Origin of the sequence: Frankia casuarinae (assembly GCF_000013345.1) — a bacterium.
GTDB lineage: Bacteria > Actinomycetota > Actinomycetes > Frankiales > Frankiaceae > Frankia > Frankia casuarinae.
In genome coordinates this window covers 660,787-679,410 of the sequence record NC_007777.1, presented here as the reverse complement: position 1 = coordinate 679,410, position 18,624 = coordinate 660,787, and the positions used below count along the sequence as shown (strand labels likewise).

Annotated in this window: 14 protein-coding genes; 1 reads left to right on the top strand and 13 read right to left on the bottom strand. The window is 68.2% G+C overall.

Annotation, left to right across the window (positions count from 1 at the left end):
- Positions 1-39: 39 nt before the first annotated feature.
- The 8 genes from rplW to rpsL form a co-directional block, all read right to left on the bottom strand.
- Positions 40-336 (bottom strand): 50S ribosomal protein L23, encoded by a 297-nt coding sequence (rplW, locus tag FRANCCI3_RS02935; protein ID WP_011435041.1) that lies wholly within the window; start codon positions 334-336, stop codon positions 40-42.
- Positions 333-1,070 carry a 50S ribosomal protein L4 gene (rplD, locus tag FRANCCI3_RS02930; protein ID WP_011435040.1) on the bottom strand — a complete coding sequence of 246 codons (738 nt, stop codon included), beginning with the start codon at positions 1,068-1,070 and terminating at the stop codon, positions 333-335. The genes rplW and rplD overlap by 4 nt, the downstream gene beginning before the upstream one ends.
- On the bottom strand, positions 1,067-1,774 hold the full coding sequence (gene rplC, locus FRANCCI3_RS02925) for a 50S ribosomal protein L3 (RefSeq protein ID WP_011435039.1): 708 nt from the start codon (positions 1,772-1,774) through the stop codon (positions 1,067-1,069). The genes rplD and rplC overlap by 4 nt, the downstream gene beginning before the upstream one ends.
- A 17-nt stretch (positions 1,775-1,791) precedes the next feature.
- Complete coding sequence (rpsJ, locus tag FRANCCI3_RS02920) at positions 1,792-2,100, bottom strand: 30S ribosomal protein S10 (protein ID WP_007514815.1); 309 nt, start codon at positions 2,098-2,100, stop codon at positions 1,792-1,794.
- A 298-nt stretch (positions 2,101-2,398) separates the two neighbouring features.
- Positions 2,399-3,592: an elongation factor Tu gene (gene tuf, locus FRANCCI3_RS02915; RefSeq protein ID WP_011435038.1), complete on the bottom strand. Its 1,194-nt coding sequence runs from the start codon at positions 3,590-3,592 to the stop codon at positions 2,399-2,401.
- A 73-nt stretch (positions 3,593-3,665) separates the two neighbouring features.
- Positions 3,666-5,762, bottom strand: a complete 2,097-nt coding sequence (gene fusA / locus FRANCCI3_RS02910; protein WP_011435037.1) for an elongation factor G — start codon at positions 5,760-5,762, stop codon at positions 3,666-3,668.
- A gap of 6 nt (positions 5,763-5,768) precedes the next feature.
- A complete protein-coding gene (gene rpsG / locus FRANCCI3_RS02905; protein ID WP_011435036.1) occupies positions 5,769-6,239 on the bottom strand; it encodes a 30S ribosomal protein S7 in 471 nt (156 codons plus the stop codon).
- Positions 6,239-6,613, bottom strand: a complete 375-nt coding sequence (gene rpsL / locus FRANCCI3_RS02900; RefSeq protein ID WP_009740532.1) for a 30S ribosomal protein S12 — start codon at positions 6,611-6,613, stop codon at positions 6,239-6,241. Before rpsL ends, rpsG begins: the two co-directional genes overlap by 1 nt.
- 553 nt (positions 6,614-7,166) lie before the next feature.
- On the opposite strand from rpsL, the gene mug reads away from it, so the two are divergent.
- Positions 7,167-7,754 carry a G/U mismatch-specific DNA glycosylase gene (mug, locus tag FRANCCI3_RS02895; RefSeq protein ID WP_011435035.1) on the top strand — a complete coding sequence of 196 codons (588 nt, stop codon included), beginning with the start codon at positions 7,167-7,169 and terminating at the stop codon, positions 7,752-7,754.
- Here mug and FRANCCI3_RS23120 read toward each other — a convergent pair.
- From FRANCCI3_RS23120 to rplJ, 5 genes are all read right to left on the bottom strand, one after another.
- The gene (locus FRANCCI3_RS23120; protein WP_011435034.1) at positions 7,731-8,645 is read right to left on the bottom strand and encodes an RluA family pseudouridine synthase; all 915 of its coding nucleotides are present in this window, start codon (positions 8,643-8,645) and stop codon (positions 7,731-7,733) included. The two genes, mug and FRANCCI3_RS23120, sit on opposite strands and share 24 nt — an antisense overlap.
- Positions 8,646-8,993: 348 nt before the next feature.
- Complete coding sequence (locus tag FRANCCI3_RS02885; protein ID WP_011435033.1) at positions 8,994-12,881, bottom strand: DNA-directed RNA polymerase subunit beta'; 3,888 nt, start codon at positions 12,879-12,881, stop codon at positions 8,994-8,996.
- A 105-nt stretch (positions 12,882-12,986) separates the two neighbouring features.
- Positions 12,987-16,412 carry a DNA-directed RNA polymerase subunit beta gene (gene rpoB, locus FRANCCI3_RS02880; protein WP_011435032.1) on the bottom strand — a complete coding sequence of 1,142 codons (3,426 nt, stop codon included), beginning with the start codon at positions 16,410-16,412 and terminating at the stop codon, positions 12,987-12,989.
- Positions 16,413-17,295: 883 nt separating this feature from the next.
- Positions 17,296-17,688: a 50S ribosomal protein L7/L12 gene (rplL, locus tag FRANCCI3_RS02875; protein WP_011435031.1), complete on the bottom strand. Its 393-nt coding sequence runs from the start codon at positions 17,686-17,688 to the stop codon at positions 17,296-17,298.
- Between the two features lie 103 nt (positions 17,689-17,791).
- Complete coding sequence (rplJ, locus tag FRANCCI3_RS02870) at positions 17,792-18,355, bottom strand: 50S ribosomal protein L10 (protein ID WP_011435030.1); 564 nt, start codon at positions 18,353-18,355, stop codon at positions 17,792-17,794.
- Between the last annotated feature and the right edge of the window lie 269 nt (positions 18,356-18,624).

Below are 18,624 nucleotides of genomic sequence, written 5' to 3'. Positions count from 1 at the left end.
TACCGTCCTGGACCCACCGCCGCCGCGGAGCGCACGCGCTCAGGCACCGGGGCCTCCGAAGATCTCGATCGTGTCACCGGGAGCCAGGCTCACCAGGGCCCGCTTGGAGGCGGACCGGTGTCCCCAGCCGTGCTTGGTCCGCTTGCGCTTGCCCTGCCGGTTGATGGTGTTCACCCGCAGGACCCGCACATTGAAGATCTGCTGGACCGCGAGCTTGATCTGGGTCTTGTTCGCGTCCGGACGCACGATGAAGGTGTAGACGTTCTCGTCGAGCAGGCCGTAGCTCTTCTCGGAGACGACCGGCCGCAGGATCACGTCACGCGGGTCGGGAATCACTTGTTCTCCTCCGCCCCGGCCACACCTTCGGTGCCCGCGGCAGCCTCGGTCCCGGCGGTGGAGGTTGCCGGACGGGTGTCACGAGCAAGGAACGCGGCCAGCGCATCCTCGATGAAGACCACGTCGTCGCTCACCAGCACGTCATAGGTATTGAGCTGGCCCGGGTCGAGCAGGTGCACCGCCGCGACGTTGCGCAGGCTCTTCCAGGTCAGCTCGTCCGAACGGCTCGCCACCACCAGCACCCGGCGGGTGTCGGCGATCGTCCGCAGCGCGGTGACCGCGCTCTTCGTCGACGGCGTCTCGCCGGAGACCAGCGAGGACACCACGTGCACCCGGTTGTTGCGGGCCCGGTCGGACAGCGCGCCGCGCAGCGCGGCGGCCTTCATCTTCTTCGGGGTCCGCTGGTCGTATCTGCGCGGTGTGGGGCCGTGCACGGTGCCACCGCCGGTGAACTGCGGAGCCCGCAGCGATCCCTGCCGGGCCCGGCCGGTGCCCTTCTGCCGATACGGCTTGCGGCCACCGCCGCGGACCTCGCCGCGGGTCTTCGTGTCGTGCGTGCCCTGGCGGGCCGCCGCGAGCTGCGCCACCACGACCTGGTGGATCAGCGGGATGTTGAGCGGCACGTCGAACACGCCACCGGGCAGCTCGACGCTGCCGCCTTCGCCCCCGTTCGGCGCGTGCACCGCGACGGTGCGCGCGGTGACGCTCGGGTCGGATGTGGCCACCCGGCTCATGCCGAGACCTCCTCACCGGTACCGGCCAGCTCGGCCGCCGGGGCGATGGCCTCGGGCGCCGGGCGCTTGGCCGCGCTGCGCACGAGGACCAGACCACCATCCGGGCCGGGCACCGCACCCCTGACCAGCAGATAGCCACGCTCGGTGTCGACGGCGTGGATCGTCAGCCCCGAGGTCGTGGTGCGCACGTGACCCATCCGGCCGGCCATGCGCAGGCCCTTGAACACGCGACCGGGCGTGGCGCAGCCGCCGACCGACCCCGGCGAGCGGTGCTTGCGCTCGACGCCGTGCCCCGCGCCCAGACCCTTGAACCCGTGACGCTTCATGACACCGGCGAACCCCTTGCCCTTCGAGGTGCCGGTGACGTCAACGACGGTCCCGGCGGAGAACACCTCGCCGGTCAGCTCCTGGCCGGGCCGGTAGTTGCCGGCATCGGCGGTCCGCAGCTCGACGAGGTGGCGCCGGGGCGTCACCCCGCTGGTGGCGAAGTGGCCGCGGGCGGGTTTGTTGATCTTACGCGGGTCGACCTCGCCGTAACCGAGCTGAACGGCCGAGTAGCCGTCCGAGTCAGGCGTCTTGACCTGCGTGACGACGTTGGGTCCGGCCTTGATGACGGTGACCGGCACGACGCGGTTGTTCGCGTCCCATACCTGGGTCATCCCGAGCTTGGTGCCCAGGAGCCCTCTGTAGTTGCGGATGAGCATGACTGCGCCGGCCCCTCTTACAGCTTGATCTCGATATCGACGCCGGCGGGCAGGTCGAGGCGCATAAGCGAGTCGACCGTCTTGGGCGTCGGGTCAAGAATGTCGATCAGCCGCTTGTGCGTCCGCATCTCGAAGTGCTCGCGGCTGTCCTTGTACTTGTGCGGCGACCGGATGACGCAGTAGATGTTCTTCTCCGTCGGCAGCGGCACCGGTCCCGCGACCTGCGCGCCCGTCCGCGTCACCGTCTCGACGATCTTCCGCGCCGAGCTGTCGATGACCTCGTGGTCATAGGCCTTGAGCCGGATGCGGATCTTCTGTGCCGCCATGGTGGGCTTCGCCTGTCCTGTCTGTCTCGTCCGGCCGGTATCGCTACCGGGTCACCGCCCGTAGATCCTCACCGCCGGCCGCGCGGCGAGCCTGGCGCCCCGCCGCCGGCGGAAAGAACCTGCCGGTTGTACCGCTGTCTCGTGCCGGTCCCGCTCGACGTGTCGACCGGGACCGGGCTGCGTCCCTTGCCGGCGGCCGGTTGTCCTCGGCAGCCGAGTCTCGCGAGAGCCCTGCCTGGTCAGGCAGCGCAGTGGGCGGTGGGTCCGTACACACGCCCGGACCCACCGCCCACGGCTACTACTTGAGAACCTTCGTAACCTGGCCCGCGCCGACGGTCCGGCCACCCTCGCGGATGGCGAAGCGCAGACCCTCCTCCATGGCGATCGGCTGGATCAGCTCGACCGTCATCTCGGTGTTGTCCCCCGGCATGACCATCTCCGTGCCCTCGGGGAGGGTCACGACGCCGGTCACGTCGGTGGTGCGGAAGTAAAACTGCGGGCGGTAGTTCTTGAAGAACGGCGTGTGCCGTCCGCCCTCATCCTTGTTGAGGATGTAGACGCGAGCCTCGAACACCGTGTGCGGGGTGATCGACTTCGGCTTGACGATGACCTGGCCGCGCTCGACGTCCTCCCGCTTGATACCGCGCAGGAGCAGACCGACGTTGTCGCCGGCACGCCCCTCGTCGAGCAGCTTGCGGAACATCTCGACACCGGTCACGGTGGTGGAGGTGGTCTCCGGCTTGATACCGACGATCTCCACGGTCTCGTTGACCTTGACGATTCCGCGCTCGACGCGACCGGTGACCACGGTGCCACGACCGGTGATCGTGAAGACGTCCTCGATCGGCATGAGGAACGGCCGGTCGATGTCACGCTGCGGCTCGGGGATCGACTCGTCGACCGCCGCCATGAGCTCGAGGAGCTTGGCGCCCCACTCCTTGTCGCCCTCCAGCGCCTTGAGCGCGGAGACCCGGACGACCGGAACGTCGTCGCCCGGGAACTCGTACGAGCTCAGCAGCTCCCGGACCTCCAGCTCGACGAGCTCGAGGATCTCCTCGTCGTCGACCATGTCGGCCTTGTTCAGGGCGACGACAATGTAGGGCACGCCGACCTGGCGGGCGAGGAGCACGTGCTCCTTCGTCTGCGGCATCGGGCCGTCGGTGGCGGACACGACCAGGATCGCGCCGTCCATCTGAGCGGCACCGGTGATCATGTTCTTGATGTAGTCAGCGTGTCCCGGGCAGTCGACGTGCGCATAGTGCCGGGTGTCGGTCTGGTACTCGACGTGGGCGATCGAGATCGTGATGCCGCGGGCCTTCTCCTCCGGCGCCTTGTCGATCTGGTCGAACGGCGTGAAGGGGTTGAGGTCTGGGTAGGCGTCGTGCAGGACCTTGGTGATCGCCGCGGTCAGGGTCGTCTTGCCGTGGTCGATGTGACCAATGGTGCCGATATTGACGTGCGGCTTCGTCCGCTCGAACTTCTGCTTCGCCACGGGTGTCCCTCCAAGGACGGGTGGTGTCGTGCTGTGTAGTCAGGTAGGGGTATTGCTCACGCCGTGAGGGCGCTCACTCTCCCCGGGCCTTGGCGATGATCTCCTTGGCGACGTTCGCGGGAACCTCGGCGTAGGAGTCGAACTGCATGGAGTAGCTCGCCCGGCCGGAGGTCTTCGAGCGAAGATCACCAACGTAGCCGAACATCTCCGACAGTGGCACCAGCGCCCGTACGATCCGGGAGCCCCCCCGCTCCTCCATCGCCTGGATCTGCCCACGGCGGGAGTTCAGGTCGCCGATCACGTCACCCATGTGGTCCTCGGGGGTGGTGACCTCGACGGCCATCAGGGGCTCGAGCAGCACCGGGTCGGCCTTGCGGGCCGCGTCCTTGAACGCCATCGAACCGGCGATCTTGAATGCGAGTTCGGACGAGTCGACGTCATGGAACTGGCCGTCGAGCAGGGTGACCTTGACGTCCACCAGCGGATAGCCGGCGAGCACGCCGAACTCCATGGCCTCCTGGCAGCCCGCATCCACCGAGGGGATGTACTCCCGGGGGATGCGACCACCCGTGACCTTGTTCTCGAACTCGTAGCCACCGCCGTCGCCGCCGGAGGGCTCCAGGTTGATGATCACCCGGGCGTACTGGCCGGATCCACCCGTCTGCTTCTTGTGGGTGTAGTCGACCTTCTCCACCTTGCGGCGGATCGTCTCCCGGTAGGCCACCTGCGGCTTGCCGACGTTCGCCTCGACACCGAACTCGCGGCGCATCCGGTCGACCAGCACATCCAAGTGCAGCTCGCCCATGCCGGCGATGATCGTCTGACCGGTCTCCTCGTCGGTGCGGACCTGGAAGGTCGGGTCCTCCTCGGCGAGCCGCTGGATGGCGGTGCCCAGCTTCTGCTGGTCGGCCTTGGTCTTCGGCTCGATCGCGACGTGGATGACCGGCGCCGGGAACGTCATCGACTCCAGGATCACCGGGGCGTTCGGGTCGCAGAGCGTGTCACCCGTGGTGGTGTTCTTCAGCCCCACCACGGCCACGATCTGTCCCGCGCCGACGCCCTCCCGGTCCTCCCGGTGGTTGGCGTGCATCTGCAGGATGCGGCCGACACGCTCCTTGCGGTCCTTCGTCGAGTTCAGCACCGGCGAACCACCAGTCAGCTTGCCGGAGTACACCCGGATGTAGGTCAGCTTACCCACGTACGGGTCACTCATGATCTTGAAGGCGAGCGCGGAAAACGGCTCGTCCTCGCTCGGCTCCCGGCGGACCTCGGTCTCCTCGTCACCGACCGCATGGCCGACGGTGGCGCCGATGTCCAGCGGGTTCGGCAGGAAGTCGACGACGGCGTCGAGCATGGGCTGGACGCCCTTGTTCTTGAACGCCGAACCGCACAGCACCGGGTTGACCTTGCTCGCCAGGGTCGCGCGGCGCAGGGCTGCGACGAGCTGCTCCGTGGAGGGCTCCTCACCCTCGAGGTAGAGCTCCATGAGCTCGTCGTCGTTCTCAGCGACGGTCTCGAGGAGCTTGTCGCGCCACTCCTGCGCGGCCTCAAGGTGATCCCGCGGGATGTCGACGGTCTCGTAAGAGGCGCCCTTGTCCTCGGTCTTCCAGAGGAGGCCCTTCATGCGGACCAGGTCGATGACACCGCGGAAGTCGGCCTCCACGCCCCACGGGAGCTGGATCACGGCCGGCGTCGCGTCGAGCCGGTCGATCATCATCTCCACGCAGCGGTGGAACTCGGCACCGACCCGGTCCATCTTGTTGACGAAGGCGATACGCGGGACGTTGTAACGGTCGGCCTGCTTCCAGACCGTCTCGCTCTGCGGCTCGACTCCGGCGACCGCGTCGAAGACCGCGACCGCACCGTCAAGGACCCGCAGCGAGCGCTCCACCTCGACGGTGAAGTCGACATGGCCGGGGGTATCGATGATGTTGATGGTGTGGTCGCGCCAGAGACAGGTGGTGGCCGCGGAGGTGATGGTGATCCCCCGCTCCTGCTCCTGCTCCATCCAGTCCATCGTGGCGCCGCCCTCGTGGACCTCACCGATCTTGTAGTTCACACCGGTGTAGAAGAGGATGCGCTCGGTGGTGGTGGTCTTGCCCGCGTCGATGTGGGCCATGATCCCGATGTTGCGGGTCCCGGCCAGCAAGGAACGTACGTCAGATGGCATGTCGGATCACCAGCGGTAGTGGGCGAAGGCCTTGTTGGACTCCGCCATCTTGTGGGTGTCCTCCCGGCGCTTCACGCTGGCGCCGAGGCCGTTGCTTGCGTCGATGAGCTCGTTCATCAGCCGCTCGGTCATCGTCTTCTCGCGACGAGCCCGGGAGTAGCCGACGATCCAGCGCAGCGCGAGGGTAGTGCTCCGGCCGGCGCGAACCTCGACCGGAACCTGGTAGGTGGCACCACCCACCCGGCGGCTGCGCACCTCCAGCGTCGGCTTGACGTTGTCCAGCGCGCGCTTGAGCGTGACGACCGGGTCGTTGCCGGTCTTGTTCTTCGCACCCTCGAGTGCGCCGTACACGATGCGCTCCGCGACCGACTTCTTACCGCTCAACAGCACCTTGTTCACCAGCGCGGTCACCAGCGGCGACCCGTACACCGGGTCGACCACCACGGTGTGCTTGGGCGCAGGCCCCTTGCGCGGCATCAGCCCTTCTCCTTCTTCGCGCCGTAGCGGCTACGAGCCTGCTTACGGTTACGGACGCCCTGCGTGTCGAGAGCGCCTCGGACGATCTTGTACCGGACACCCGGAAGATCCTTCACTCGGCCACCGCGAACCAGGACGATCGAGTGCTCCTGCAGGTTGTGGCCGACCCCGGGGATGTAGGCGGTGACTTCGATCCCGCTGTTCAACCGGACCCGGGCCACCTTGCGCAGGGCCGAGTTCGGCTTCTTCGGGGTGGTCGTGTAGACGCGGGTGCACACACCACGACGCTGAGGGCTTCCCTTGAGTGCCGGGGTCTTGGTCTTCTCGACCTTGTCCTGCCGGCCCTTGCGGACCAGCTGCTGGATCGTGGGCAACGCCGCTCCCGTTCCTGTCACGCCTCGTCGTACTGCCTTGGGCAACCAGACCGGTACGCCGGCCTACCTGCTGCTGTGGTCCGCACCCGATCCACCGGAGTGTCCTCGAGCGGCTTCTCCGACCCACGCGGTCGGGCGTGTCGCGCCATTCGACCGAAACCTCGATGCGATGATCCAGTTCCGGTGAGGAGCACGCCAGCCCGCCCGTCCGCTTTGCGGAACCGAGCTCGACAGTCGCCGACGGATACCCGAACAGTGACTTTACGTCAACCTAGCGAGCACCACGGCGCCACATCGAAGTGCAGGACGCACGCCGGAGCCACGTGGACTCCGACCACAGGGCTCAACAGTACTCCACGCCCGCGCCAGGTGTCGAACGGGGGTGTCCGGCGAAATCCCACGCAGACCCCACGCGCACTATGCACTCGACGGGCGTACGCACTCGACGGGCGGCACAGGCGGGCACCAGCACGGCCCCCCGTACTGGCACGCTGTACCTACTGGCACGCTGTACGGGACAGCACGATACCGGCATCGGAGGGCCCGCGAGGACATGTCTGACGCAGCCGGCGCACGATTCGCGGCCGCCCCCACCCGACGCCGGCCGAGCCGGGACGCGCTGCTCGCGGCCTACGGGACCACCGTCCCGGACCTGGTCGCCCCGGCCACCGTCGTGCTGCTCTGCGGGATCAACCCGTCCCTCGAGTCCGGGGCCACCGGCTTTCACTTCGGCACGCCGAGCAACCGGCTGTGGCCGGTGCTGCACCTCGCCGGCTTCACCCCACGCCGGTTGCATCCCAGCGAGACCGACGAACTGGTCCGCCGGGGCATCAGCATCACCAATCTCGTCCACCGCTCCACCGCGCGCGCCGACGAGATCAGCGATGACGAGGTCCGCGCCGGCGTGCCCCGGCTCACCGAACTCGTCGAACGGGTCGCACCCCGGTGGGTGGCCTTCCTCGGCTTGGCCGCCTACCGGATCGGGTTCGGACGCCGCGGCGCGAAGGTCGGCCGCCAGGCGGAGACCCTGGGATCCGCCGGCGTCTGGCTCCTGCCCAATCCGAGCGGCCTGAACGCGCACTACCAGCTGCCCGACCTGGTCCGGGTCTACGGCGAGCTACGCGAAACCGCCTATTCCTGACCCACCCGCCACGTTTCCGAGGAGGGTCGCCGCCAGGCCGGCCGGCAGATGCGTGCGTACCGGGGCCCAGAAGTCGGCTCCGGGGGGCGCCTCGACCTCGATGCGGGAGCCGCCGGCCCAAGCCGCATCGAAGGCGAGCCGCCACGAGTGCAGCAGGGTGCGGGCGGTGGCATCGCGGCCGAACAGCGGATCGCCCTCGATCGGGTGCCCGATCCAGGCCAGATGCACCCGGATCTGGTGGCGCCGCCCGCTGACCGGCGTGACCGCGAGCAGGGTGTACTCACCGCCCTCCCACACCCGGATGAAGGTCGTGACGGACGGGTATGTCCGGACGTGGGGAAACACCGCGGCGGGCGGAACCGTCCAGCGTCCGACGCCGGCGCCGGCGCCGGCGCCGGTCGGGCCAACCTCTGCCCGGGCCGCCTCCGCCAAGGGGGCCGCCTCCCCCAGGTCGGCCACCTCCGCCAAGGGGGCCACCTCCGCCAAGGGGGCCACCTCCCCCAGGTCGGCCACCTCCGCCAAGGGGGCCACCTCCGCCAGGTCGGCCATGATGTCGGCCCGGTTCGCCGCCACCCGGACCCGACTCTTGCGCCCCACACTCAGCGGCAGGTCGACGGTCCCCGAGGCGGGCAGTCCGCGGGTGCGGGTCAGGACGAGGTAGCGCTTGTCCACCGTGCGGCGCTGGAACTGCCGGGTGAGATCACCGTGGAACCGCAACTGCCGGGCGAAGAGCACCAGGCCCGAGGTGACCTTGTCGATGCGGTGCACCGGGAACAGCTCCTCGCCGTCATCCCCGGCGAGGGTGACGAGATCGGTGTCGTGCCGCTCTCCCATGACCGAGATGCCGACGGGTTTGTCGAGCACGAGAATGGCCTCATCCTCGTAGATCATTCGTTCCCGGCGAATCTCGGTCCACTCGCGGTCAGCCCCGGTCACGTCCACTGCCGGGGAGCGCTTCGATGACCACTGTCCGATAAGGCGCGGCCAACCGACTCAGGTCGTCGTGGTCGCCGGTCAGAATCACGCCGCCGCCACCTTCCACCGCCACCGCATGTACCTGCCCCTGTCCTGCCGATTTTCGCCTCTGCGCGCTGTCCCACCAGCGGGCTTCGGACCTGGACGCGCAACCGGCCCGGCACCCTGGTGAGGGCGCCGGGCCGGTCCTGATCGATCGGGCTTCGGTCGGGCTCTGGTCAGCTCCGCTCGGTCAGCCTCGCGACCTGCTTACGCGCGGCCTGCTCAGCGGAAGTCTCCCGAGCTGCGGTAGTCGAACTCGTCCAGCGGGACCGCCTGGCCGGAGCCCGTGCCGAACGCACCGTACTCGACGCCGCCGTCCTCGTAGGCACCGACGGAGTACATCGCCGCACGTGCCTCCTCGGTCGGCTCGACCCGGATGTTGCGGTACCGGGAGATCCCGGTGCCGGCCGGGATGAGCTTTCCGATGATGACGTTCTCCTTCAGGCCGACGAGCGAGTCCGACCGGGCGTTGATCGCCGCGTCGGTGAGCACCCGAGTCGTCTCCTGGAAGGAGGCCGCCGACAGCCACGACTCGGTCGCCAGCGACGCCTTGGTGATTCCCATGAGGACCGGGCGGGCCGAGGCCGGCTGGCCACCGGTTTCCACCACCCGACGGTTCTCCGCCTCGAACCGGGCCCGCTCGCAGAGCTCACCGGGCAGCAGGGTGGTGTCGCCCGACTCGAGAACGTTCACCCGCTTGAGCATCTGGCGGATGATGATTTCGATGTGCTTGTCGTGGATCGACACACCCTGCGACCGGTAGACCTCCTGGACCTGGTCCACCAGGTGGAGCTGGACCTGGCGCGGCCCGAGGATGCGCAACACCTCGTGCGGGTCGACGGCACCGTCGACAATCTGGCTGCCGACCTCGATGTGGTCGCCCTCGCGGACCCGCAGGCGCGAACGCCGCGAGACCGGGTAGGCGATCTCGTCGCTGCCGTCGTCCGGCACCACCACGACCTTGAAGGTCTTCTCGGTCTCCTCGATCTTCACCCGGCCGGAGACCTCGGTGATGGGGGCCTTGCCCTTCGGGCTGCGCGCCTCGAACAGCTCGACGACACGCGGCAGACCCTGGGTGATGTCGTCGCCGGCGACGCCACCGCTGTGGAAGGTACGCATCGTCAGCTGGGTGCCGGGCTCACCGATGGACTGCGCGGCGACGATGCCGACGGCCTCACCGACGTCAACCAGCTTGCCGGTGGCGAGCGAGCGCCCGTAGCACTGGGCGCACACCCCCATCCGGGACTCGCAGGTCAGCGCCGAGCGGACCCGCACCTGCTCGATGCCGGCCTCGATGATCTGGCTGATCGCGACGTCCCCGGCGTCGGTGCCGGCGGGCACGATGACCTCGCCGTTCGCGTCGATCGCGTCGGAGGCCAGCGTCCGCGCGTACGCCGAGGTCTCGGCATACCGGTCCCGGACCAGCACCCCGTCGGCGCCCTTGCGGGCGATCCGAGTGAGGATGCCGCGCTCGGTGCCGCAGTCCTCCTCGCGGACGATGACATCCTGGCTGACGTCGACGAGCCGCCGGGTCAGGTACCCCGAGTCCGCGGTGCGCAGGGCGGTGTCGGCGAGTCCCTTACGGGCACCGTGGGTGGAGATGAAGTACTCCAGCACGGTCAGGCCCTCGCGGAAGTTCGCCTTGATCGGCCGCGGGATGATCTCACCTTTCGGGTTGGAGACCAGACCACGCATGCCGGCGAGCTGCCGGATCTGCATCATGTTTCCAGCGGCTCCGGAGTTGACCAGCACGTAGACCGGGTTGGTCTCCGGGAAGTTCTCCTCCATCGCCTCGGCGATCTTGTTGGTCGCCTCGGTCCAGATCTGGACCAGCTCGCTGCGGCGCTCCTCGTCGGACAGGAAGCCGCGGTCGAACTGCTTCTGGACCCGGTCGGCACGCTGCTCGTAGTCGTCGAGGATCTCGGCCTTGTTCGGCGGCGCGACGACGTCCTCGATCGCGACGGTGACCCCGGACCGGGTGGCCCAGTAGAAACCGGCGCTCTTCAGGGCGTCCAGGGTCGCCGCTACCTGGATCTTCGGGTACCGCTCGGCCAGGTCGTTGACGATCGCGGCCTGGGCCTTCTTGTTCAGCTGGGCGTTGATGAAGGGGTAGCCCTCCGGCAGCGCCTCGTTGAGCAGGCAACGACCGAACGTGGTCTCCAGGGTGAACACGTCCCCGGTGACCCAGTCGGCGGGCGGGACCCAGTCCGACGGCGGGGTGGTGTCCCGCAACCGCACCCTGATCTTCGCCTGAAGGGCGACCTCCCGGGCGTCGAAGGCCATCTGCGCCTCGGCGACGCTGGAGAACGACCGCCCCTCGCCGAGCGCCCCCTCGGCCAGGCGGGACAGGTGGAACACCCCGGTCACCATGTCGAGGCTCGGCATCGCCAGCGGCCGGCCCGATGCGGGCGAGAGAATGTTGTTGCTCGACAGCATCAGGATCCGCGCCTCGGCCTGCGCCTCGGCGGACAGCGGCAGGTGCACCGCCATCTGGTCACCGTCGAAGTCGGCGTTGAACGCCGTGCAGACCAGCGGGTGGATCTGGATGGCCTTGCCCTCGACGAGCTGCGGTTCGAAGGCCTGGATGCCGAGGCGGTGCAGGGTCGGCGCCCGGTTGAGCAGCACGGGGTGCTCGGTGATGACCTCCTCGAGCACGTCCCACACGACCGGGCGGGCCCGCTCGACCATCCGCTTCGCCGACTTGATGTTCTGCGCGTGGTTGAGGTCCACCAGGCGCTTCATCACGAACGGCTTGAACAGCTCCAGCGCCATCTGCTTGGGCAGACCGCACTGGTGCAGCTTGAGCTGCGGACCGACGACGATGACCGAACGGCCGGAGTAGTCGACCCGCTTGCCCAGCAGGTTCTGGCGGAACCGGCCCTGCTTGCCCTTGAGCATGTCGGACAGCGACTTCAGCGGGCGGTTACCCGGGCCGGTGACCGGCCGGCCGCGGCGGCCGTTGTCGAACAGCGCGTCGACGGCCTCCTGCAGCATCCGCTTCTCGTTGTTGACGATGATCTCGGGCGCGCCGAGGTCGAGCAGCCGCTTCAACCGGTTGTTCCGGTTGATCACCCGGCGGTACAGGTCGTTGAGGTCCGAGGTGGCGAACCGGCCACCATCGAGCTGCACCATCGGGCGCAGATCGGGTGGGATCACCGGGACGCAGTCGAGCACCATCCCCATCGGGGAGTTGCGGGTGTTCAGGAACGCGGAGACGACCTTGAGCCGCTTGAGCGCGCGGGCCTTCTTCTGCCCCTTGCCGCTGCGGATGGTCTCGCGCAGCGACTCGGCCTCGGCGGCCAGGTCGAAGTCGGCCAGCCGCCGCTGCAGCGCCTCGGCGCCCATACCGCCGTCGAAGTACGCACCGAAGCGGTCGCGCAGCTCGCGATAAAGCAGCTCGTCCGGCTCCAGGTCCTGGACCTTCATGTTCTTGAACCGGTCGAAGACGCGGTCGAGATCGTCGATCTTACGCTGCACCCGGTCCCGGAGCTGGCGCATCTCGCGCTCGGCCGACTCGCGGACCTTGCGTCGCGCGTCACCCTTGGCGCCCTCGGCCTCGAGCTGTGCGAGGTCGGCCTCGAGCCGCTTCTGCCGGACTTCCACGTCGGCGTTCTTCTTGTCCTCGAGCTGCTGCTTCTCGACGCCGATGCGGGCCTCGAGGGTCGGCAGATCGCGGTGGCGGGCGTCCGTGTCCACCTTTGTGATCATGTACGCGGCGAAGTAGATGACCTTCTCGAGGTCCTTCGGCGCGAGGTCCAGCAGGTAGCCGAGGCGGCTCGGGACACCCTTGAAGTACCAGATGTGGGTGACCGGCGCAGCCAGCTCGATGTGGCCCATGCGCTCACGGCGGACCTTGGCCCGGGTCACCTCGACGCCGCAGCGCTCACAGATGATGCCCTTGAACCGGACCCGCTTGTACTTGCCGCAGTAGCACTCCCAGTCCCGGGTCGGACCGAAGATCTTCTCGCAGAAGAGCCCGTCCTTCTCCGGCTTCAGGGTGCGGTAGTTGATCGTCTCGGGCTTCTTGACCTCACCGTGCGACCACTGGCGGATGTCATCCGCGGTGGCGAGACCGATGCGCAGTTCGTCGAAGAAGTTGACGTCCAGCAAGACTGTCGCCTGCTCTCTCTTTCTCGGTCGGGACGCTGGAGTCGGATGGAGCCGCCGGGGGCCTCGCCGCCCATCAGGGCGGGTGCGTCGGACCCCCGGCGTCCGTCAGACCTCCTCGACGCTGCTCGGCTCACGCCGGGACAGGTCGATCCCGAGTTCCTCCGCCGCACGGAAGACGTCCTCGTCGGTGTCACGCATCTCGATCTGCACGCCATCGCTGGAGAGCACCTCGACGTTGAGGCACAGCGACTGCATCTCCTTGATGAGCACCTTGAACGACTCCGGGATACCGGGCTCCGGAATGTTCTCGCCCTTGACGATCGCCTCGTAGACCTTGACCCGGCCCACGACGTCGTCGGACTTGATGGTCAGTAGTTCCTGCAGGGCGTAGGCGGCGCCGTAGGCCTCCAGCGCCCACACCTCCATCTCGCCGAACCGCTGGCCACCGAACTGCGCCTTACCACCCAGGGGCTGCTGGGTGATCATTGAGTAGGGACCGGTCGACCGAGCGTGGATCTTGTCGTCGACCAGGTGCAGCAACTTGAGGATGTAGATGTAGCCGACCGCCACCGGGTAGGGGTACGGCTCACCGGTCCGGCCGTCGAACAGCTTGGCCTTGCCGGAGGAGCCGATCAGCTGGATGCCGTCGCGGTTGGGCAGGGTGGAGTCGAGCAGACCGGTGATCTCCTCCTCGCGGGCACCGTCGAAGACGGGGGTCGCCACATTGGTGCCGGCCGAGGCGGCGTCCGCGCCGATGCCACGCAGCCGCTCCTTCCAGTCCTCGGTGCCGGAGTCGACCTGCCAGCCGGTCTTGGCCACCCACCCGAGGTGGGTCTCCAGGATCTGGCCGATGTTCATCCGCCGAGGCACACCATGCGGGTTGAGCACGACGTCGACCGGGGTCCCGTCCTCGAGGAAGGGCATGTCCTCGGCCGGGAGGATCTTCGCGATGACACCCTTGTTACCGTGCCGGCCGGCAAGCTTGTCCCCGTCGGTGATCTTTCGCTTCTGGGCGACGTAGACCCGGACCAGCTCGTTGACCCCGGGCGGGAGCTCGTCGCCGTCCTCGCGGGAGAACACCCGCACGCCGATGACCTTGCCGGACTCACCGTGCGGCACCTTCAGCGAGGTGTCACGGACCTCCCGGGCCTTCTCCCCGAAGATCGCGCGCAACAGGCGCTCCTCGGGGGTCAGCTCGGTCTCGCCCTTGGGCGTGACCTTGCCGACCAGGACGTCGCCGGGCGAGACCTCGGCGCCGATCCGGATGATCCCCCGCTCGTCGAGGTCGGCGAGAACCTCCTCGGCGACGTTCGGGATGTCCCGGGTGATCTCCTCCGGGCCGAGCTTGGTGTCGCGGGCGTCGACCTCGTGCTCCTCGATGTGGATCGAGGACAGCACGTCGTCCTGGACGAGACGCTGGGACAGGATGATCGCATCCTCGTAGTTGTGCCCCTCCCACGGCATGAAGGCGACCAGCAGGTTCTTGCCGAGCGCCATCTCACCGTTGTCGGTGCACGGGCCGTCCGCGATGACCTGGCCGGCCCCGACCCGGTCGCCCTCGTTCACGATCGGCTTCTGGTTGATGCAGGTGCCCTGGTTCGACCGGCGAAACTTCGCCAGCCGGTAGGTGCGCCGGGTGCCGTCGTCGTGCATGACGGTGATGTAGTCGGCCGAGAGATCCTCGACCACCCCCGCCTGGGCGCAGACGACCACGTCGCCGGCATCCTTGGCCGCGCGGGCCTCCATCCCGGTGCCGACCAGCGGCGCCTCGGAGCGCAGCAGCGGCACCGACTGGCGCTGCATGTTGGAGCCCATCAGCGCGCGGTTGGCGTCGTCATGCTCGAGGAACGGGATCATCGCGGTCGCCACGGACACCATCTGCCGCGGCGAGACGTCCATGTAGTCGACCTCGTCCGGCGGGATGAACTCGACCTCACCGCCCTTGCGGCGGACCAGGACACGGTCCTCCGCGAACGAGCCGTCGGGCCGCAGCGGGGTGTTCGCCTGCGCCTTGACGTGCCGGTCCTCCTCGTCCGCGGTCAGCCAGTCGATCTGGCCGGTGACCCGGCCGTTCTCCACCTTGCGGTACGGGGTCTCGATGAAGCCGAACGGGTTGACCCGCGCGAACGTCGACAGCGAGCCGATCAGGCCGATGTTCGGGCCTTCCGGCGTCTCGATCGGGCACATCCGGCCGTAGTGGCTGGGGTGCACGTCACGGACCTCGAAGCCGGCCCGCTCCCGGGACAGACCACCGGGGCCGAGCGCGTTCAGGCGGCGCTTGTGGGTCAGACCGGCGAGCGGGTTGGTCTGGTCCATGAACTGCGAGAGCTGGCTGGTGCCGAAGAACTCCTTGATGGAGGCGACGACCGGCCGGATGTTGATCAGGGTCTGCGGGGTGATCGCCTCGACGTCCTGGGTCGTCATCCGCTCGCGGACGACACGCTCCATCCGGGCCAGGCCGAGGCGGACCTGGTTCTGGATAAGCTCGCCGACGGTGCGTATGCGCCGGTTGCCGAAGTGGTCGATGTCGTCGACCTCGTACTCGGCCGGGTCGGCACCCGCGTGCAGCTTGACGACGTACTCGATCGTGCGCACGATGTCGTTCTCGGTGAGGACACCGACGTCGTGGGCAACACCCAGGGAAAGCTTCTTGTTGACCTTGTAGCGACCGACCTTGGCGAGGTCGTAACGCTTCGGGTTGAAGAAGAGGTTCTCCAGCAGGGTCTGCGCCGACTCCCGTGTCGGCGGCTCACCCGGGCGCAGCTTGCGGTAGATGTCGAGCAGCGCATCGTCCTGGCCGGCGGTGTGGTCCTTCTCCAGGGTGATCCGCATCGACGGGAAGTCACCGAACCGCTCGAGGATGCGGGCCTCGTCCCAGCCGAGCGCCTTGAGCAGCACCGTGACGGACTGACGGCGCTTGCGGTCGATCCGCACGCCCACGGTGTCGCGCTTGTCGATCTCGAACTCCAGCCAGGCTCCCCGGGAGGGGATCACCTTGCAGGAGTACAGGTCCTTGTCGGAAGCCTTGTCGAGGCTGCGCTCGAAGTAGACCCCCGGAGAGCGCACGAGCTGACTGACCACCACGCGCTCAGTGCCGTTGATGACGAAGGTGCCCTTCGGGGTCATGAGCGGGAAGTCACCCATGAACACCGTCTGGCTCTTGATCTCGCCGGTGTTGTTGTTGGTGAACTCGGCCGTGACGAACAGCGGGGCCGAGAAGGTCATGTCCTTGTCCTTGCACTCCTCCACGGAGTACTTGGGCGGTTCGAACCGGTGGTCCCGAAAGGACAGTGACATCGAGCCGGAGAAGTCCTCGATCGGGGAGATCTCCTTGAAGACCTCCTCGAGACCCGAGGTGATCGGAACGTCGTCACGGCCGGAATCGATGGCCTCCTGCACCCGCTCCGCCCAGGCGTCACTACCGATCAGCCAATCGAAGGACTGCGTCTGAAGAGCAAGGAGATCCGGGACCTCGAGGGGCTCGATGATCTTAGCGAACGAGATGCGGGAGGAAGAGCGCGAGGCGGCCAAGGTGGTCCTTCCGGTGGCCTGATCGTCGGGCTGGCGTCGCGGACGTCAAGTATCCGTCGGGGAATGGTCAGGTGATCAGTGTCTCGCTACGGTTGTCAGGAACGGCGGCGGGGGGTGCCCCACCGGTGAGATGATGGCCGCGGGACGTGGAGGCCGACCCCCGGGCGTCCTGCGTAGCGGATGTGCGGCCGACAAGCCGACAACGGGCACGCGGAAGCCTCGCCACGGCATGTGCGCGCGGCGACACGAGTGTCCGCTGAGAACAACGGATCGGTGTATGGGCAAGGGTCTCGCTCAGGGTCCTCGGTGTGGCAGCCGTACAGCCGTGCCACACTCCGGCACGACCAGCGCGCCCCCACATCGTCCCGGACTGACCGCGAGTACCGCTCCGGACCACGTAACCGGAACCGCCTCGCGGTGCATACCAGCCCCCGAACAGGGCCGACCATCACCAACGGCACGACGTCGACGAGGCCGATACAACGAGAAGGGCAGCGCAAACTAGCAGTGTAGCCGAAGGGCACACCGCTGGCAAGGACCTGCGTGATGGGACCACGCAGGGAGGACGTAGCGCACCGCATCCGCTCCCGACGAGGGTTCGCAAACTTGATGGAACTCCGATCCACAGAGGCCGTCAACCCCCTTCGGAAAACGTCACGAACGGACCCGACCTGCCCATCTGTGCATCGGGCCGCCTGCGGTGGACCTTTCGGGCCTTCCAGACAGCACGTGCCGGGGCACCGCAGAGGGGTGCCCCGGCACGGGGGTGTCCGCCACGGCCACGCCGGGTGGCCGCAAGGGACGCCCCGTCCGGCGACGGGCATCGCCGGACGGGGCGTCCAGGGCAGCGGGGTGCTGCCAGTACTGCTCGGACTGCCGGTACTTACTTGACGGTGACCGTGGCGCCGGCGCCCTCGAGGGCCGCCTTCGCCTTGTCCGCCGCCTCCTTGGCGACCTTCTCCAGGACTGGCTTCGGAGCCCCGTCGACGAGGTCCTTGGCCTCCTTCAGCCCGAGGCTGGTCAGCGCGCGGACCTCCTTGATGACCTGGATCTTCTTGTCACCGACGGATTCAAGGATGACGTCGAACTCGTCCTGCTCCTCGGCGGCCGGCGCCTCGCCGCCCGCACCACCGGCGGCCGGAGCGGCGGCCACGGCGACCGGAGCCGCGGCGGTGACACCGAAGGTCTCCTCGAACTGCTTCACGAACTCCGAGAGCTCCAGCAGGGTCAGTTCCTTGAAGGCGTCCAGCAGCTCTTCGGTCGACAGCTTCGCCATGGTGGCGGTTCCTTCCTCGTCATGCCTGATTCGGGGTGGCCTGCTCGTGACTGCGAGCGACCTGATTGTGATCTCGGAGCGGCACCATGGTGGCGCCGCTCGGCTATTCGGCGGCAGCCTCGGCGGCCGGCTGCTCGGCGACGCCGGCGGACTGGCCTTCGCGCTGCTCGCGCAGCGCCTCGGCGAGCCGGGCCACCTGGGACAGCGGAGCGGCGAAGAGCCCGACGGCCCCGGCCAGCGTGCCCTTCATCGCCCCGGCCAGCTTCGCCAGCAGGACCTCGCGGGACTCAAGATCCGCAAGCTTGCGAATCTCGTCGGCGGTCATCGGCTTGCCCTCGACGAAGCCGCCCTTGAGCACCAGTGCCGGGTTCGCCCGAGCGAAGTCGCGCAGGCCCTTGGCCGCCTCGACCGGGTCGCCGCTGACGAAGGCGACGGCGGTCGGCCCGACGAACAGGTCGTCGAGTCCGGTGACCCCGGCCTGCTCCGCCGCAATCTTGGTCAGGGTGTTCTTGACCACGGAGTAGCGCGTGCCCTCGCCGAGGGCACGCCGCAGCTCGGTGAGCTGGCTCACCGTCAAACCGCGGTACTCCGTGAGCACCGCAGCGGTCGAGCCACGGAACTCCTCGACGATCTCCGCCACCGCGGCGGTCTTCTCAGCTTTCGCCATGGGGCTCCTTCGGGGTGTCGGCTGGTCATACGGAAACGCCCCTGGAACATGACGAACGCCCCGGCGCAGGCGCACGGGGCGTGAAGGGCGGCGGTGGCGCTACCGGGTGTGTCACCCGGCTGCGTGCATCCGTCACGGAACTTCCCGTCCGTCACCTGCGCGGGCCGCCCGGGGAACCCGGGGCCTTCGGCCGTCGGTCGAACCGGACGAGGAGTGGCCCTCGACGGGAACGGAGACGGCAACCAGCGGTCTTCGGTGTGGAACTGGAT

What these genes read in the sequence shown, in the direction of transcription:
- rplD (WP_011435040.1), bottom strand. Translation starts at nt 1,070, where the DNA reads ATGAGCCGGGTGGCCACATCCGACCCGAGCGTCACCGCGCGCACCGTC.
- rplC (WP_011435039.1), bottom strand. Translation starts at nt 1,774, where the DNA reads ATGCTCATCCGCAACTACAGAGGGCTCCTGGGCACCAAGCTCGGGATG.
- rpsJ (WP_007514815.1), bottom strand. Translation starts at nt 2,100, where the DNA reads ATGGCGGCACAGAAGATCCGCATCCGGCTCAAGGCCTATGACCACGAG.
- fusA (WP_011435037.1), bottom strand. Translation starts at nt 5,762, where the DNA reads ATGCCATCTGACGTACGTTCCTTGCTGGCCGGGACCCGCAACATCGGG.
- rpsG (WP_011435036.1), bottom strand. Translation starts at nt 6,239, where the DNA reads ATGCCGCGCAAGGGGCCTGCGCCCAAGCACACCGTGGTGGTCGACCCG.
- mug (WP_011435035.1), top strand. Translation starts at nt 7,167, where the DNA reads ATGTCTGACGCAGCCGGCGCACGATTCGCGGCCGCCCCCACCCGACGC.
- FRANCCI3_RS23120 (WP_011435034.1), bottom strand. Translation starts at nt 8,645, where the DNA reads ATGATCTACGAGGATGAGGCCATTCTCGTGCTCGACAAACCCGTCGGC.
- rplL (WP_011435031.1), bottom strand. Translation starts at nt 17,688, where the DNA reads ATGGCGAAGCTGTCGACCGAAGAGCTGCTGGACGCCTTCAAGGAACTG.
- rplJ (WP_011435030.1), bottom strand. Translation starts at nt 18,355, where the DNA reads ATGGCGAAAGCTGAGAAGACCGCCGCGGTGGCGGAGATCGTCGAGGAG.